Annotated in this window: 16 protein-coding genes; 5 read left to right on the forward strand and 11 right to left on the reverse strand. The window is 31.2% G+C overall.

The annotated features are described in order from the left end of the window. Positions 1–7 precede the first annotated feature (7 nt). Together DL91_RS04155 and DL91_RS04160 are read right to left on the reverse strand one after the other, a co-directional pair. Positions 8–1,168 (reverse strand): hypothetical protein, encoded by a 1,161-nt coding sequence (locus DL91_RS04155; protein WP_048190364.1) that lies wholly within the window; start codon positions 1,166–1,168, stop codon positions 8–10. 6 nt (positions 1,169–1,174) lie between these two features. Next, positions 1,175–2,608, reverse strand: a complete 1,434-nt coding sequence (locus tag DL91_RS04160; RefSeq protein WP_048190365.1) for a hypothetical protein — start codon at positions 2,606–2,608, stop codon at positions 1,175–1,177. 646 nt (positions 2,609–3,254) lie between these two features. Between DL91_RS04160 and DL91_RS04165 the strand changes: the two genes are divergently transcribed. Then, positions 3,255–3,548, forward strand: a complete 294-nt coding sequence (locus tag DL91_RS04165; protein ID WP_048190366.1) for a DUF2769 domain-containing protein — start codon at positions 3,255–3,257, stop codon at positions 3,546–3,548. A gap of 84 nt (positions 3,549–3,632) precedes the next feature. Here the strand turns inward: DL91_RS04165 and DL91_RS04170 are convergent, their stop codons facing one another. Next, positions 3,633–4,025: a cupredoxin family copper-binding protein gene (locus tag DL91_RS04170; protein WP_081882600.1), complete on the reverse strand. Its 393-nt coding sequence runs from the start codon at positions 4,023–4,025 to the stop codon at positions 3,633–3,635. A 178-nt stretch (positions 4,026–4,203) separates the two neighbouring features. After that, positions 4,204–4,422 carry a hypothetical protein gene (locus DL91_RS04175; RefSeq protein WP_048190367.1) on the reverse strand — a complete coding sequence of 73 codons (219 nt, stop codon included), beginning with the start codon at positions 4,420–4,422 and terminating at the stop codon, positions 4,204–4,206. Between the two features lie 241 nt (positions 4,423–4,663). On the opposite strand from DL91_RS04175, the gene DL91_RS04180 reads away from it, so the two are divergent. After that, positions 4,664–4,888 carry a hypothetical protein gene (locus tag DL91_RS04180; RefSeq protein ID WP_048190368.1) on the forward strand — a complete coding sequence of 75 codons (225 nt, stop codon included), beginning with the start codon at positions 4,664–4,666 and terminating at the stop codon, positions 4,886–4,888. Between the two features lie 284 nt (positions 4,889–5,172). Here the strand turns inward: DL91_RS04180 and DL91_RS13435 are convergent, their stop codons facing one another. From DL91_RS13435 to DL91_RS12765, 4 genes are all read right to left on the reverse strand, one after another. Beyond that, positions 5,173–5,316, reverse strand: coding sequence for a hypothetical protein (locus tag DL91_RS13435; protein ID WP_156095964.1), 144 nt, complete (start codon positions 5,314–5,316; stop codon positions 5,173–5,175). Positions 5,317–5,486: 170 nt separating this feature from the next. Beyond that, a complete protein-coding gene (locus DL91_RS04185; protein ID WP_048190369.1) occupies positions 5,487–5,846 on the reverse strand; it encodes a VOC family protein in 360 nt (119 codons plus the stop codon). Between the two features lie 135 nt (positions 5,847–5,981). After that, the gene (locus tag DL91_RS04190; protein ID WP_048190370.1) at positions 5,982–6,170 is read right to left on the reverse strand and encodes a hypothetical protein; all 189 of its coding nucleotides are present in this window, start codon (positions 6,168–6,170) and stop codon (positions 5,982–5,984) included. A 349-nt stretch (positions 6,171–6,519) separates the two neighbouring features. Next, positions 6,520–8,592, reverse strand: a complete 2,073-nt coding sequence (locus tag DL91_RS12765) for a PAS domain S-box protein (protein ID WP_052374138.1) — start codon at positions 8,590–8,592, stop codon at positions 6,520–6,522. A gap of 507 nt (positions 8,593–9,099) precedes the next feature. Between DL91_RS12765 and DL91_RS04200 the strand changes: the two genes are divergently transcribed. The 3 genes from DL91_RS04200 (at position 9,100) to DL91_RS04210 (ending at position 11,908) form a co-directional block, all read left to right on the forward strand. Beyond that, the gene (locus tag DL91_RS04200) at positions 9,100–9,729 is read left to right on the forward strand and encodes a TetR/AcrR family transcriptional regulator (RefSeq protein WP_048190371.1); all 630 of its coding nucleotides are present in this window, start codon (positions 9,100–9,102) and stop codon (positions 9,727–9,729) included. A gap of 271 nt (positions 9,730–10,000) precedes the next feature. Beyond that, on the forward strand, positions 10,001–11,146 hold the full coding sequence (locus DL91_RS04205) for an FtsX-like permease family protein (RefSeq protein ID WP_048190372.1): 1,146 nt from the start codon (positions 10,001–10,003) through the stop codon (positions 11,144–11,146). A 33-nt stretch (positions 11,147–11,179) separates the two neighbouring features. Continuing rightward, positions 11,180–11,908 carry an ABC transporter ATP-binding protein gene (locus tag DL91_RS04210; protein ID WP_048190373.1) on the forward strand — a complete coding sequence of 243 codons (729 nt, stop codon included), beginning with the start codon at positions 11,180–11,182 and terminating at the stop codon, positions 11,906–11,908. Between the two features lie 122 nt (positions 11,909–12,030). On the opposite strand, the gene DL91_RS04215 is transcribed toward DL91_RS04210, so the two are convergent. From DL91_RS04215 to DL91_RS04225, 3 genes are all read right to left on the reverse strand, one after another. Then, positions 12,031–12,606: a polymer-forming cytoskeletal protein gene (locus DL91_RS04215; RefSeq protein ID WP_255343918.1), complete on the reverse strand. Its 576-nt coding sequence runs from the start codon at positions 12,604–12,606 to the stop codon at positions 12,031–12,033. Between the two features lie 121 nt (positions 12,607–12,727). Further along, positions 12,728–13,414: a YhbD family protein gene (locus tag DL91_RS04220; RefSeq protein WP_231551384.1), complete on the reverse strand. Its 687-nt coding sequence runs from the start codon at positions 13,412–13,414 to the stop codon at positions 12,728–12,730. A 155-nt stretch (positions 13,415–13,569) separates the two neighbouring features. Next, positions 13,570–14,235, reverse strand: a complete 666-nt coding sequence (locus DL91_RS04225; RefSeq protein ID WP_048190374.1) for a zinc dependent phospholipase C family protein — start codon at positions 14,233–14,235, stop codon at positions 13,570–13,572. Positions 14,236–14,289: the final 54 nt, after the last annotated feature.

A 14,289-nucleotide genomic window follows, 5' to 3' on the forward strand; every position in this document is an offset into this window, starting at 1 on the left:
CTTTTTTTTATCCCCATTTCTCTAAATGTGCTCTTTCGTTGTCATATTCGGTTTTTAAATTGTACGAGTAATAACTTAAGGCTCCGCCGGTCGCCACTATGGCTATTCCTACTCCTATTAATAGTGATGGTGTTAAGTATTTTTTCAATCCTGGCTCGTTTTCAACTTTTTGTTTAAAAGACCCATATCTAAGCACAGGTATGTTCGCTTCTCCGTTTTTCCCAACTTCTTCTCCACCTTCTTCTACATCTTTTCCTTCATATTCCGAAATTGTTATTTTCTTTATTTTTGTTTTACAAGCTCCACGAATTTGAATCAAGCCATTAACTATCAGACTAACACCAGAACCTATTGCCACACCGCATGCACTTATACCTGCAACATACCAATTACTATGCGTGATAAGATCGTTTCTTTGTATTCCATATATTGAAGTTAGTATATCCTCTCTATCAGGCTCTGGAGGGACAATAATTATATTTAAATTCCCATCGGCTGAATGATAATTCTTAAATACATCAGCACTATATTTTATATCTTTTTGTGAAGTTTTTATAGATATTTCATTGTAATTGATGTTTATAAGCTCTGCATACACCAAATAACCACAATCTTTTATGGGCACAATCACTGTACTCTTATCCAAAGTGGGATTATTTCCATCCACTCCATTCACCGCATCTGATAGAGCTGTGTAGTTGGTGGTTGTGTTGTTTACTAAAATGTCTTCCTTTTTTAATTCCGTTTTTATGTCTTTCATGCTGGTTGTAGCTTCACTAGCTGTAGCACTCACATGAGTAGCACCTACATTAGTAGCGCTCAGAGGCGTGTTTTGAGTGTTTGTGGGGTTTGTGTTATATTTATATTCACTGAGTTCTTTGTTTATGTAGTCCATATATGCTTGTAGTTGATATAAGACGCTTTCTCCTTTGATTTGTATTCTGTCTTGGTGTGTTTCTACGTATGTTTCTTGTTCAAGTGTTAATTCAGTGTCTTCTTGTCCACCCATTACATCCAAAGATAGTTCTACACCTTTAATCCATACATCCCAATCAGATATATCTCCATTAGTGTTTGTTTCTCCGTTTTGTATGGCTGTTGCAGGTGTTATGCTGCATACAAGGATGATTATGAGGGATAGTAGGATTCCTTGTTTTGATTTATTCATAAGATATCAAGCCTCCTTGGGTATTGGAAATACAGGTATGGGATCTATATGAATATTTACAGTCATATGACCTAGTGTCCCATCTTTGCCTCTAAATTCGAATTCAAAACTGTCTTCACCGGTATATCCTTCGTATGGTCCGTATAGGAATTGTAAACCTGGTCCGGGTAATAAGTCACTGTGTTCTGGATTTTTCACCAACATAAATGGAAGTTCTTTCCAATCACTAAGTGGCGGGTGTTTTACAACAAATATTCCATCAAAAGTAGTAATATTCATAATATATGGTATTCTTGGCTCTATTTGAGTGTAAGTATTTAGATCACATTTATTAGCATTAGCTGAATCATATAATTGATCAGACTTATCATCCAAACTATGAACTGTCTTATCTATCGTTGGGATTATAATTGTGTCTATTAAAGTAGAATAACCTATAATAACCGTTCCAAAAGCTATCATTCCTGCACCAAACGGAGCGAATGGAGTTATCAGTAAACCAAATCCAATTGCTATTATGGTTCCTCCAATGGGATAAAGATAATTAGATGTTTTACTTAGTTTACCACTAACCTTTTCTAATCTTTGGTCTTTGTTTTGTAGTTCTTGGGCCGTCTCTTTGGTTTTGTCTATGTCTTCTTGTTGTACTTCCACTGTATTTTGAAGTGTGGCTCCTGTATCTACTTCATTTCTAGTGTATACTTGTATACATTTATTTATACTTGGTACTTCAATTAATTTATCACCAGAACCTTTTAAGACAAGCATTGGCACATCAATAGGTATGTTACCTAAAAGTCCTTCGGTATTATTCTTTATATCTTGGACAACAAGGTATCGAGGATATTTTCCTTGGCTTAAATACTGGACAATATCACCCTTTTTTAATTCACTAGCATCAACATCCTTTACTGTAAAATTAGTGCCCAAGCGTTTAGTTAATTCCTGAGCCATGATGCTAGCATCTTCCTCACACTCTGGATTGCCTACATTATTAATATAAGAATCACCATCAACCTCAAAACTTGATCCTAGGCTCTCTACTTGATCATTTAACTTATTTGTTAGATTCTCTAAGTTTTGAGCTTTAGTTTTGATGTCTTTAGCTATTGGTTCTATTTCTTTTGCTTTATTAAGAAGCTTGAAAATCCTCCATTTAGGAATATTGTTAAATTCATCAATTTTTACAGTCAATTTATCTGAATCATTATTTATTTCTTCATTTAATCGATCTATTTGGTATTGATAAAATTCTGTCTCGTTGATATTTGCAACAGTATTGTTGTTTCCTGTCCATTCATTTAGGAAGTCGGTTAACCAGAGAGTACTATTGTTTCCATTTGCCTCTCCCATTTGTGTTGCGCATGCAGGGGTTATACTCACAATCAAGATGATTACTAAAAATATTACTAATTTTCCTTTTTTATTATTTAAAATCATTATAAAAGAACTCCTTATAACTAAAATTATATTAGTTAATGTATAACTTTAATTTAAAATGTAAAAGTTTTAATATAAAAAGTTACCTAAATAGAATTGAAAAAGTAATAATTAAATTGTATATAAATTTTTACTACTTGATTGAATATAATCTAAAAATAAAGTTAAAATGATGGAATAAAGCAAATAATTCAGATAAAAAAGTTAAAGCTGCAATTAAACAGTTAAAAAAGTTAAAGCTGCAATAATCACAGTTGGAATGCAAACTACAGGAGCACCTATAGCATCATTGGCCTTAGCCGTTCTCAGTATATTAGGAGGATAAGTAGGAGCTGGGAAAAACCAATAAAGTTTATTTAATTCATTTTCCCCATTTTTTTATTTTTCTTTAAACCAATCATAGAAATCTAGGAAATAATGATGTAGAATTTTTTTTTAAATCTTCTGCAGGTCATGGCGCACCTCATGAGCAATATTAAATTATCCACAAATTATTGTATTTTCTTCAGATTCCTTTTCAATCGATTTAAGAAAAATATTTATTATAAATTTGCATATTTTATGAAAAATAATATTGTTATTGGAAAATTAATTAAAATTTAGAGATCATAATATAAGATGATAAGAAAAAAGGGGTTGATAATGTATGGATAAATTTGAGCAATTAATTCACGATGTAATGGAACTATCAGAAAGTGATAGAAATAAAAAAATAGAGGAATATAAAGGCTCATGTATATGTCCAACATGTCCAACATGGAATAAATGTGCAGAAGATGCTAATGAAAAGCTATTCTGTGTAACTGGGAAAAGTGGAGATTGTATCAAAGAATTAAAGGGCTGTATGTGTCCTACATGTCCATTGGCCATATCTCTTGATGTGGGAAAAACATACAATTCTTACTGTTTAAATGGCAGTGAAATGGAACAAAGAGGATAAAAAAAAACTTTAAAATCGATTTATAAAAAATTATTATTTAGGTTTGCAAGATTAGCAAACCTAAAAAATTTCTATTTTTTTTATTTAATAACCAATTCCAGATCCACCAGATGTACTATTTGAACTACCAGTACTTGATGGTGCATTTGTCGAAACAACTATGGTACCGGTCATGGATGGATGGATCGCACAATGATATGGGAAACTTCCAGTCTGATTGAAAGTATAGTTATAACTCATTCCATTAGTTAAATTACCACTGTTAAACAAGCCAGTATCACTCACTACATCGTGTGTTACTGAATCTTTATTAATCCAAGTAACTGTAGTTCCAACTTTAACATTCAATGTTGATGGATTAAAAGCCATATTTTGTATTGTTACTGTATTACCTGAGGTTTGATTTGATGTACACCCCGAAACTGCAACAATACCTAAAACCAAGAAAACCCCAACAAATATTAAATTTCTATCCATCTTAAAAATCTCCCCCTAAATTTTATAACGAAATATACAACTTCTTTCAGTATATATTATCTTATTACACCTAATTAATAAATTTAATTAAAATTTATTTCTATTAATTTCTTTAATTTCTTTAATTTGTCAGATGTAAATAATAAAAAAAAATAAGAATTAAAAAAAATATTTAGTATTAAAAATATGCAAGTATTCCTAATGTTCCATGTATTAAAGCTAAACTAATTGCTATTCCTGCCATTGTTGGATGCCATTTGAATTTAATATTACGTAAACCTTCATGAATTGATATTCCAATTGAAGCTGTAATTATAAATGCAATTAAAGTTACAATTCCAAGGTATAGAATGAATGGTTTACCTAAGATTGGATAATATGTAATGTAGTTTAACATTGTTATTGATCTCGTTTTTTTAATATAATAATTTATGGAAAATTAACAAAATGTTATTTCTTTTGATACCATGTTTTTCTTTTAAATTCTAATTGAACTTCAATTACTAATACTTCAATTACTAATTAATTATTGGGTTTTAAAGTATTGTCAAAAAAATTTAAAATAGCATATAATTTTAAACATGTTTGATAAATATTGTCAATAAATAAGCTCGTAACTAAAATAGGAGTGATTAAAATTGGAAGAAAATGAAATGAAAATCTTGAAGATAGTAAATAAATCAAATAATGGTGTAATATCCGAGGAAGACTTAGCAGATAAATTAAAGATTAAGTGTCCAATTTTAAGATCTTATATTAAAGATCTAAGACATAAAAGACATATTAAATATAGTGGATCAACGGATAAGGGCCACATTATAGAACTCACTCGTGAAGGAAAACAATTATTAGAAAAAATTTAGTTGATGAATAAAATTTGTACATTGCTGAGAGTCGAAGAAGTTTGATTTTTTGGTTAATTAATTAATAATAATTTTTTTTTTAATTGACACTTTGACTTATATGTCATGAAATTGGGCACATTAACTATTTTGTATAATGTTGTTATTGAGTTAAGTTAATAAAATTTAAGTAGATGTACGCTTTTATTCTTCACATTTAATAATTTATTTTCAGTCTTATACTATTTAAGAAGGGATCGTTTTTTATAAAAAAATTTTCTAAGGATTTTATTTTATTTTATTGTTCATGTTGGTAAATATATATTATCTCTCAAATATTCTGATGTTATTTCACTTTGTTTCAAATAATATCCACATATACTGCATTTGATGCCATCACCGTGTTTTTTCATTTTACCATTATCTTTTTTGTGTTTAATTTCGCTCATTGCAGGTCCACTCGGTAATTTTTTAAAAATAAATAAATTAAACTATATTCGGAATTTTAAAAAAAAATTAGATTTAAGTCAAATATTGGATCTGAAATCTTAAAATCCAATTGTATACATTATTTTACTTTTCTTACAAATAATAAAAAAATTAATCAGAGTTTAGTAATTTAATCCATTTTAGGTTCCATTATTGCAAATATGTTGCCTTCTGTATCCTGAAATGACCCTATTATGCCCATCATAGGAATCTCCATTTTTTCAGTCAACATTTTCCCGCCTTCCTTCTCAATTTTCTTTGCAAAATCGTCGTAGGAATCCACACCAATTGTATCTCTGACCATGTTTCCCATTTCTTTAGTCATTATAGCACCATTAATGCCAGGTTCTTTGTCTTCTCCGGTTGTAATTAACCAGTAATCAAACGGACCATCCCATTTTTCTATTTTCCATCCGAAAACGTCTTTATAAAATTTAGCAGCCCTACCAGGGTCATCAGCAGGTATTTCAAACCATATCACTTTAGACATATTATTTCATCTCCTTTTTGCTAAAACAATAAAAAGATATCTAAATTCAATTTACAAATTACAAAAAAACAAATTCATACAAAAGGGAAAATATTGATAGCTCTAAATCAAGCTATTATATTCACCATTTACAAATTACATTTTAGATTTTAACATATCACGAGATTTTTTTAGATATTTGAGTTTGAGCTCTAACATTTCGATTTTTTCATCCATTTTCATGGCTGCCATCATCATCATATCTTCCTTACTCATCATTTCCATCATTTTCTCACTCATCATACTCATTCCACCCATCATATGTTCTTTGTGTTGTCCCCACATAATATCTACCTCTTTTTTTTAATTCACGAAATTCGGATGATTTTTTTCAAGCCTAATTAAATCAACTTATTTCATCCTATTACACTATTATACACCATGATGAATATATGTTGTGATCAGATGAATAAATTAATTAATTACAAAAATTTCATGAAATCTGTAATAAAATTTAGATAAATGTGTATTGATTTAATATCCAAGATCAAATCTAAGATATATATATAGACGGTCTCCAAAGCTTTGGAAAAAAAAGAAGAACAATTACATAAAATGGTCAATAATTCAAATCATAAATTTTCTTAAAATTTAAAAAAATATAATAAAAAATGTTTCTGATGATTTTATAGGTTTATTCGGGTAGTGTGAAGTAGAATACTGTACCTTTACCTGGTTTTGATTCGGCCCAGATCTTTCCTCCATGTTGTAGAACTATTTTCTGGGCAATTGCAAGCCCAATTCCAGTTCCTTCATACTCATCCCGGGTGTGAAGCCGTTGGAATATAACAAATATCCTTTCGAGATCTTTTTTGGAGATCCCAATACCATTATCCGTTACAGAAAAAAGAAATTTACCTTCCTTCTTCTGAGCTGATATATGGATCTTTGGATTTTCAACATCTCTATACTTTATTGAATTACCTATCAGGTTTTGGAATAATTCGACCAGCTGATTTTTATTACCAGTAATTACAGGCAACCCTTCGTATGTGATAACAGCATTATTTTTATCTATTGAAGATTTTAAATTTAGTAAAGTCTTTTCTAATACTTCTTCACAATCCACTTCATAATACTTTATTTCTTTACGGCCAACCCTTGCATAATCTAATAAATCAATTATCATGGAATCCAGATGTTTAGCACCATCCACTGCATAGTTTATATATGATTTTGCTTCTTCATTAAGTTGGTCTGCATATTTATCTTCTAATAATTCAAGGAAACTTTTTATCATACGTAAAGGTTCCCTTAGGTCGTGTGAGGCAACAGAAGCGTACTGTTCCAGTTCAGCATTTGATCTTTTTAATTTTTCATTGAGTTTTTTTAGCTTTTCTTCATTAATTTTATGTTCTGTAATATCCACAACAGAAGCAATTAACTGTTTAGTACCAGGTATGAGTTCTACGGTAATATGAGCATATCCAATGCTTTTGTTTTTCCTAAAAAACTTGAATTCATAAGTATTGGGGGCATTATCATGTGCATTGTATCGGAGGTTACGATAAACCCAAATTTTTTTTGCATCTTCCCCTACCACCAAATTTGTCCAGCTTTTACCTTCTACTTCCTCTCGGGAATAGCCACTTATATTTTCAAACTCAGAATTTATAAGCGAAATAGTAGTGTCTTCATCAACAATCACCGTTCCAGCTCCAGTATTTTCAAATATAGTTCTGTACTTGTCCTCTGATTCTTTAAGAAGCTTTTCTGTATGTTTTCTACTTGTGATATCCTGAACAAAGCCTTCAAAGTAGATTGGGTTATTTTCCTTATCCCGAACAACTCTTATGCTCAGATCTGCAATCCATTTCTCCCCATTTTTTCGAATGAACTCAGTTTCAAATTTGAGAATCCCATCGCTGGCGCTGATTCTTTTAATGATATTCGTGCGATGTTCTTGGTCTCTGTAAATATGTTCATTAATCTTATCATTGGATTTTATCATGTCTTCTGGGGATTCATAGCCAAACATCTGTGCCATGGTGCTGTTGACATTTTGAAACTTTCCTTCGGGTGTGGATTGGAATATACCTATTCCTGCATTTTTAAAAATATTTCGATAGTTCTCTCGTGACAGTTTCAATTTCCTGTCTATTTCTTTCCTTTTTTCTATCTCAATTTGAAGCTGTTTATTTATTTTTCTAAGCTCATCAGTTCGCTTTTCAACCAAATCTTCAAGGTTTTCACGATATTGTTTAAGCTCTTTTTCATCCATTTTTTTAGATGTTATATCCCTAATGGATTCAATTGCACCTACAATCGTACCTTTTTTGTTGTACAATGTGGTGGCTTTACCCCATAAATAGATAGGCTTTCCATTAAGTGATGGAATGTAAATTTCGGCTGTAATAGACTTTCTTTCCCTAGAGATTGAGTAGAATTCACTTTCTAATTTCTTGCTAGATGATAATGCAAGATCGATTAAAAGTTTTCTTCTTTTACCGTAGAAAGGTATTGAATATTCATAACGGCCCTTTCCAAGTATCTTCTCTGCTTTAATATTTGTCATGTCTTCCATGGCATGGTTCCATGCAATTACATGTCCCGAAGAATCTATTACAAAAGTAGCATCGGGTAAAAAGTTAATGATATCATATAAACGCTCTTTAGAATCAATAAATTCTTCAGCAATGATTTTAGGATGAATTTTTCCTTCAAGTTTGGTAGGGGATGTAACCTGCTCCCCATCTTCATGGATCATGTTATCCCAAATATGAACATTTTATATAATAAATAAAATTTATTATTTATATAATATACTATAATTTTGTGTTAGTTTGTAACCTATGCTTATAGTTTATTGTTTATTAACGATCATTAACATTGTTAATTTAAAAATCAGTGAAAAATATACCAATATTTGTTTTAAAAAATATTTTTATTACAAAATTATGTGATGTCCTTTAATTAACAGTTTCATGGGTATAATTTATTAATTTCAGATAAAATAGTTATACATCTTTTAATAATTTTATGATATTATTTGGATATAATTATTTATTCTATTGTTTCTTGATTTATGAATTTTTATTGGTATAGTAAAAAGATTTATATAGTAAAATGACACATGTTCTATTACCGTGACAGTATGTTCATTTATAAAATCATATGTAATTATTTAAAACATTGTGTATAATAATTTGGCAATGTGTTGGGGTCAAAATACAATTTTATCCTTGAAAAGATAATTTGTATGGAGTGATAATTAGTGACTAAAGCGATTAGAAAGGAAAGAGAACGTGAAATACGCAGTAATGATATTATAGCTACCGCTGAAAAATTATTTTTCACGGAAGGTTACGATAACGTTGCAATGAGCGACATAGCCCGTGAAACAGAAATGGCAAGGGGCACATTGTACAAGTATTTCAAAAACAAGGATGATATCTACGCTGCCATTGCAATAAGAGCATCAAAAATCATCAGTGAAATGTTTAAACACATCGATCAAAAGAACCAGACAGGAATAGAAAAAATAAAGACTATCTGTATAACATACTACGAATTCTACAAAAAACACAGGGGATACTACGAAGCCTACTATCATTCAGGAATGTTTGAAAATAAAGAGTCTCCAAATCTCGAAAATCTTAGAAAAATAAGGATAAATAGCTTTCAAGTAGTCATAGATGCATTAAACGAAGGGATCAAAGATGGATCCATTCGAAAAGAAGTAGATCCAGCTCCAACAGCATTGATTATGCTCTGCATGTCCAATACTGTAAATAATCTAGTTCCAGTCACCAAAATGTACATGGAAAATTATGAGATGACACAGGATGTGCTCTTTGAAAACACTTTAGATCTGGTAATGCGTTCCATTGAACGCATAAAATAAAAGTTCAGACAATAGGTGGATTGTAAAATGGGGGAAATTATATTTTAGATTAGCGATAGTTAACTAAGACAGAATTGAAAGTTTTTAAATTATGATTTAATATTTGGGGATCAATTAAATTGAAGAAATAAAAATTATTATTTTTATATTTCTAATTTTATATTCAATAAAACCCTTTTACGCTGCTCATTCGGCATCAAGAATTTTTAGTCATATTAGTTTGGGGAATTAATAAATATATAATAATTATTAATAATCGGGGGAAAATTTAATGTTAGATATAGCTTTTAAAGATTTTAAAGCCAAAAAAAGTCGTGCTGCAATGTGTATAATAGGGGTTATGGCCTGTGTTTTATTAATTGGCGTTGTAAACATTGTAATGTACGAAATGCAGTCGGGTCTAAAGGGAGATCTGGGTACTGTTAAAGATAATTTGTATTTTGAGCAGAATGGGACCAGCTTTCCACCTGCAGGAAGTATCATCGATGAAAGCATTGGTAACGAAGTGCTCGATCGTAGCGAAGTAGATACACAGAAAAGCACAAAAGCACTGTTTGCACCGTTACAGGGGAGCACAACAGGCAGTGATGAAAGTCCTGCAATGGTTGTAGGTCTGACACCAGGAAAAGAACAGGCATTTATTGGAAACAATACAGTCAATGGATCAAGTTCACTGGTAGGTGCTAGTGAAAATGCAGTAATTATAGGATCAGAAATTGCCAAAAAATACAATGTAACAGTTGGTGGAACATTCAAAGTCAGTGATGACGAATTTAAAGTGGTTGGAATCATCAACAAGGTTGGAACTGGATGGCCGTTAACAATAGACAATTCCATTGTCACATCATTATCATATGCTCAGACAGTATCTGACAGGCCTAATCTTATATCAACGGTTATAATATCGCCTAACAGCCAGTATACAGCAGACACTGTTGAAACCAATTTACAGGATGCATATCCTAAATATGATATATACTCTCAAAAGGATACACAGAAAACCATCGACAAAAATTTAAAGGGAGTATTAACCTTTATGAACATGATAGTTGTCATGATCTTTGCTGTTTCAATGGTTCTCATAATGAACGTTATGATGATGTCTGTAAAAGAGAAAACCAAAGACATAGGTACAATGCGAGCAATTGGAACCAAGAAAAGGTCAATTATGCTATTGATAATATATGAATCATTAATTCTAAGTACCATAGGTGGATTAATAGGTATACTGCTTATATCTCCAATTTATAATGTTCTTGGAATATTTATGGGTGCCACTAGCTTCAATTTCACCATACCATCAGCGGTTGTAATTCAAGTTGTGTTGATTGTACTGGTTATTGGAACATTCTCAGGATTACTACCCGCTTACCTGGCCAACAGAATCAGTCCAATAGAAGCTTTAAGACATGAATAAAAAAAATTTAGGGATTTTAAAAAGGTGTTATAAATGGAAAATTTGGTTAATGGTAATGAACTTTGGAAAACCTATGATCTAGGCGGTATACAGGTTAATGCTCTAAGAGGTTTGAATATAACGGTAGAAAAGGGTGAATTTGTATCTATAATGGGTCCTTCAGGATCTGGTAAATCAACACTTATGAATATGATAGGATGTCTTGACACACCATCACAGGGAGAACTCTTAATAGATGGAAAGAAAACATCATCCATGTCAGAATCTGAACTCACCAAGTTAAGAGCTGAGAAAATTGGTTTTATCTTCCAGACATTCAATCTGCTCCCTGCATTGAGTGTACGTGATAATGTAGAGTTTCCAACAAGAAACTTGAGTGGTGATAAAAAGCTTGGTAAATCTTCAAGGAAAAAAAGAGTGGAGGAATGTCTGGAAAATGTTGGTTTAGGCCATAGAATGGATTACTTACCTGCAAAACTTTCTGGAGGAGAAAGACAGAGGGTGGCAATTGCACGTGCACTTGTAAATAAACCAAAATTTATATTAGCAGACGAACCAACAGGAAACCTTGATTCAGAAGCAACAGAAAATATAATGAACCTACTGCACGATGTAAACATGGAAGGAACTACAGTTATCATGGTAACACACGATGCAGAAACAACAGACAAAACAAGGATCCTTAAAATAAGAGACGGTGTAATAGAAAGGAGTAAAATAAATGAAAAGGTTTTTACTGTTCCAACAGCAAATCTAATTTAAATGGATTTGATAGGGACACATCTAATAAAACCATTCTTAAATGAATAAGGAAAAATACTTATTTATTTATTTATTTTATATTTTTTTGAATCAATTCAAAATTCATTATTAATTATGTATTTTTATACATTACTACAGTCACCAACTGTGGCTTCTTTATCCTGTTTGAAATCATTTTTATATTCAACAAGTGCAATTTCACAGCCAGGGCCTAATGTGATATAATTTCCTCGAACAACCTTTGCATGAGTATTTTCAAGATAGATATCGTCACCTTCAATAATGTCTGCAACGAGTTCGCTATGACCACTTGGAGTGAACATATTTTTAAGACCCAAGAAGCTCAATCTTCCATCTCTTTTAACTGTAATTTTAGAACCACCAATTTCATTAACTTTACACTGCCAGTGTAAGTTTATTTTTAAAACATCTGCATTTAACAGCCCATCAATTGTAAATCCACCTTCTAAAGTTAGAACTTCTGCATTACAATCACCATCTATATTAATATTACCAGTGATAACAGCTTCGTCTGCAAAAATTTCACCACCAACATCAATCTCACCTTGAACTTTAACTTTGTTTGCTTCCAAATTACCGTTGATTGTTGTCTGGCCTTTTATACTCGCAGTATTCGCTGTTTTTACATTGCCGTCAATATTACCTTCTCCATATATCTTAAGATTCAAACAATCCACATCACCATCTATTCTCCCTTATCCCATGATAATAACGGTGTTAAATTTACCACCTGATGAGCTACCCTGGCCATTAATCCTCAACTCTGCACGTTTATCGTTATCCATACAAATATCCTCCTTAAGCTAATTTAATCTTTAATTCTTCGATTAAATCTGACATATTAAACTTTTCAATTATTTTAATGCTGTTTTCAAAAAATACTTTGCTTGGTTTTGAAATCAAACAGCAGGTAGATATCCCGAATTTACGTAGGAACATAAATTCACAATTTTTCCCCTTGTATTTAGGATAATCTTCTTCTAACAGATTTAATATGATTTGTCCTTCTTCAAAATTGATTTTTCCCGATTGGAACATGTTATCTAAAACATGGAGGTAGAGAATTTTTTCAAAGGCATAACCTTTTGTTTCTCCCTTTTCACTAGTGTAGAAATCTATTGTATTTTTTGAAACAATGTTCTGCTGAATCAACTGGTTCTTTGGCATTGAGATCTCCATCAAGTTTGGAGAAAGCATGTTGGCAAGTTTATCCAGTGAAATATCTCCCTTCATATTCTTGATTTTATCAATTCTATCAAGTATTCTTTCCTTTGGAAAAAAGGTTTCCTGTCCTGTAAATGTGGATTTCCTAATGAACCAATCCTCAGGTATCAGATTTTTTCTCTTCCACCGATATAATTGGCCATAGGATATTTTGGTTAATTCTAACAGTTCTTTCTTTGATATTAAATCGGATTCCATAACAAAAATCATTCCTCCATTTTTTGGATCCTTAAAATTTACTAATCCTATTTTTTTAATCATATTTTGAAATAAATTCACGTAACATAACACTGTTCTACTGTTTATTTTTTTAGTATATAAATCTTTGTCAAATTATATTCAATAACCAAATTTGCTAAATTTAAGTAGATTAACTTATAAAATGAATATTAAACCAATAAATAAAAAAAATTAATTTAAAACAAGTTTTTTAACAGTTTAATAATGTTATCAATAAAAGACTCCTTAGAAGTATTGCTGCTGGTGCTGTTTATACTATCTTTTATTGCAGATAATGATGCTGATGCACCTTTATTTAAATCATTCTGTATTATTGAATCATCATGGGATTGAAGCCAGCTATTCCAGCTAACGGCTGCTTGATTTTTACCGTCCTGCATTATAGTATTTAAATCCCCATTAACAGCGGTTGCAATAGGGTTAAATTTTTTAGCATGGTTCTCATACTTACTATGGTCTGCATAGTTTTCTCCACTTACTGCATGGGGTGCTGAGAAAGTATCTGATATGTAGTGACTTGCAACACCATAATCATAACTCGCATTACTATAATCTCCCTTATCATAGGCAGCTTTACCCTGGTCAAGCCACATTTTTGCTTTGTCATAACTTTTAGGATAGCTATGGTATGTGAAGTCATGAAACTTTTCATCAGGATCATTAGAACCATCACGCATTGCATTTAAATCCAATTTCTGCTGAACATCAACCGGTAAACCATAATAAACTACATCAACAATATCTGAATGTGTTTTTGAGGTCCATGCATCACTAACAGGCATTAAAATTAGTGATAATATACTCATAACCAAAATAAGATTCATAATTTGTTTTAGTTTCATTTTATTCCCATTTAATAAATTATAATTCGATATAATAATTTCTTTCCTACAAAG

Source organism: Methanobacterium sp. SMA-27 (assembly GCF_000744455.1).
Lineage (GTDB): Archaea > Methanobacteriota > Methanobacteria > Methanobacteriales > Methanobacteriaceae > Methanobacterium_B.

What these genes read in the sequence shown, in the direction of transcription:
- DL91_RS13435 (WP_156095964.1), bottom strand. Translation starts at nt 5,316, where the DNA reads ATGAGCGAAATTAAACACAAAAAAGATAATGGTAAAATGAAAAAACAC.
- DL91_RS12765 (WP_052374138.1), bottom strand. Translation starts at nt 8,592, where the DNA reads ATGATCCATGAAGATGGGGAGCAGGTTACATCCCCTACCAAACTTGAA.
- DL91_RS04165 (WP_048190366.1), top strand. Translation starts at nt 3,255, where the DNA reads ATGGATAAATTTGAGCAATTAATTCACGATGTAATGGAACTATCAGAA.
- DL91_RS04185 (WP_048190369.1), bottom strand. Translation starts at nt 5,846, where the DNA reads ATGTCTAAAGTGATATGGTTTGAAATACCTGCTGATGACCCTGGTAGG.
- DL91_RS04190 (WP_048190370.1), bottom strand. Translation starts at nt 6,170, where the DNA reads ATGTGGGGACAACACAAAGAACATATGATGGGTGGAATGAGTATGATG.
- DL91_RS04175 (WP_048190367.1), bottom strand. Translation starts at nt 4,422, where the DNA reads ATGTTAAACTACATTACATATTATCCAATCTTAGGTAAACCATTCATT.
- DL91_RS04210 (WP_048190373.1), top strand. Translation starts at nt 11,180, where the DNA reads ATGGAAAATTTGGTTAATGGTAATGAACTTTGGAAAACCTATGATCTA.
- DL91_RS04220 (WP_231551384.1), bottom strand. Translation starts at nt 13,414, where the DNA reads ATGATTAAAAAAATAGGATTAGTAAATTTTAAGGATCCAAAAAATGGA.
- DL91_RS04155 (WP_048190364.1), bottom strand. Translation starts at nt 1,168, where the DNA reads ATGAATAAATCAAAACAAGGAATCCTACTATCCCTCATAATCATCCTT.
- DL91_RS04160 (WP_048190365.1), bottom strand. Translation starts at nt 2,608, where the DNA reads ATGATTTTAAATAATAAAAAAGGAAAATTAGTAATATTTTTAGTAATC.
- DL91_RS04170 (WP_081882600.1), bottom strand. Translation starts at nt 4,025, where the DNA reads ATGGATAGAAATTTAATATTTGTTGGGGTTTTCTTGGTTTTAGGTATT.
- DL91_RS04205 (WP_048190372.1), top strand. Translation starts at nt 10,001, where the DNA reads ATGTTAGATATAGCTTTTAAAGATTTTAAAGCCAAAAAAAGTCGTGCT.
- DL91_RS04225 (WP_048190374.1), bottom strand. Translation starts at nt 14,235, where the DNA reads ATGAAACTAAAACAAATTATGAATCTTATTTTGGTTATGAGTATATTA.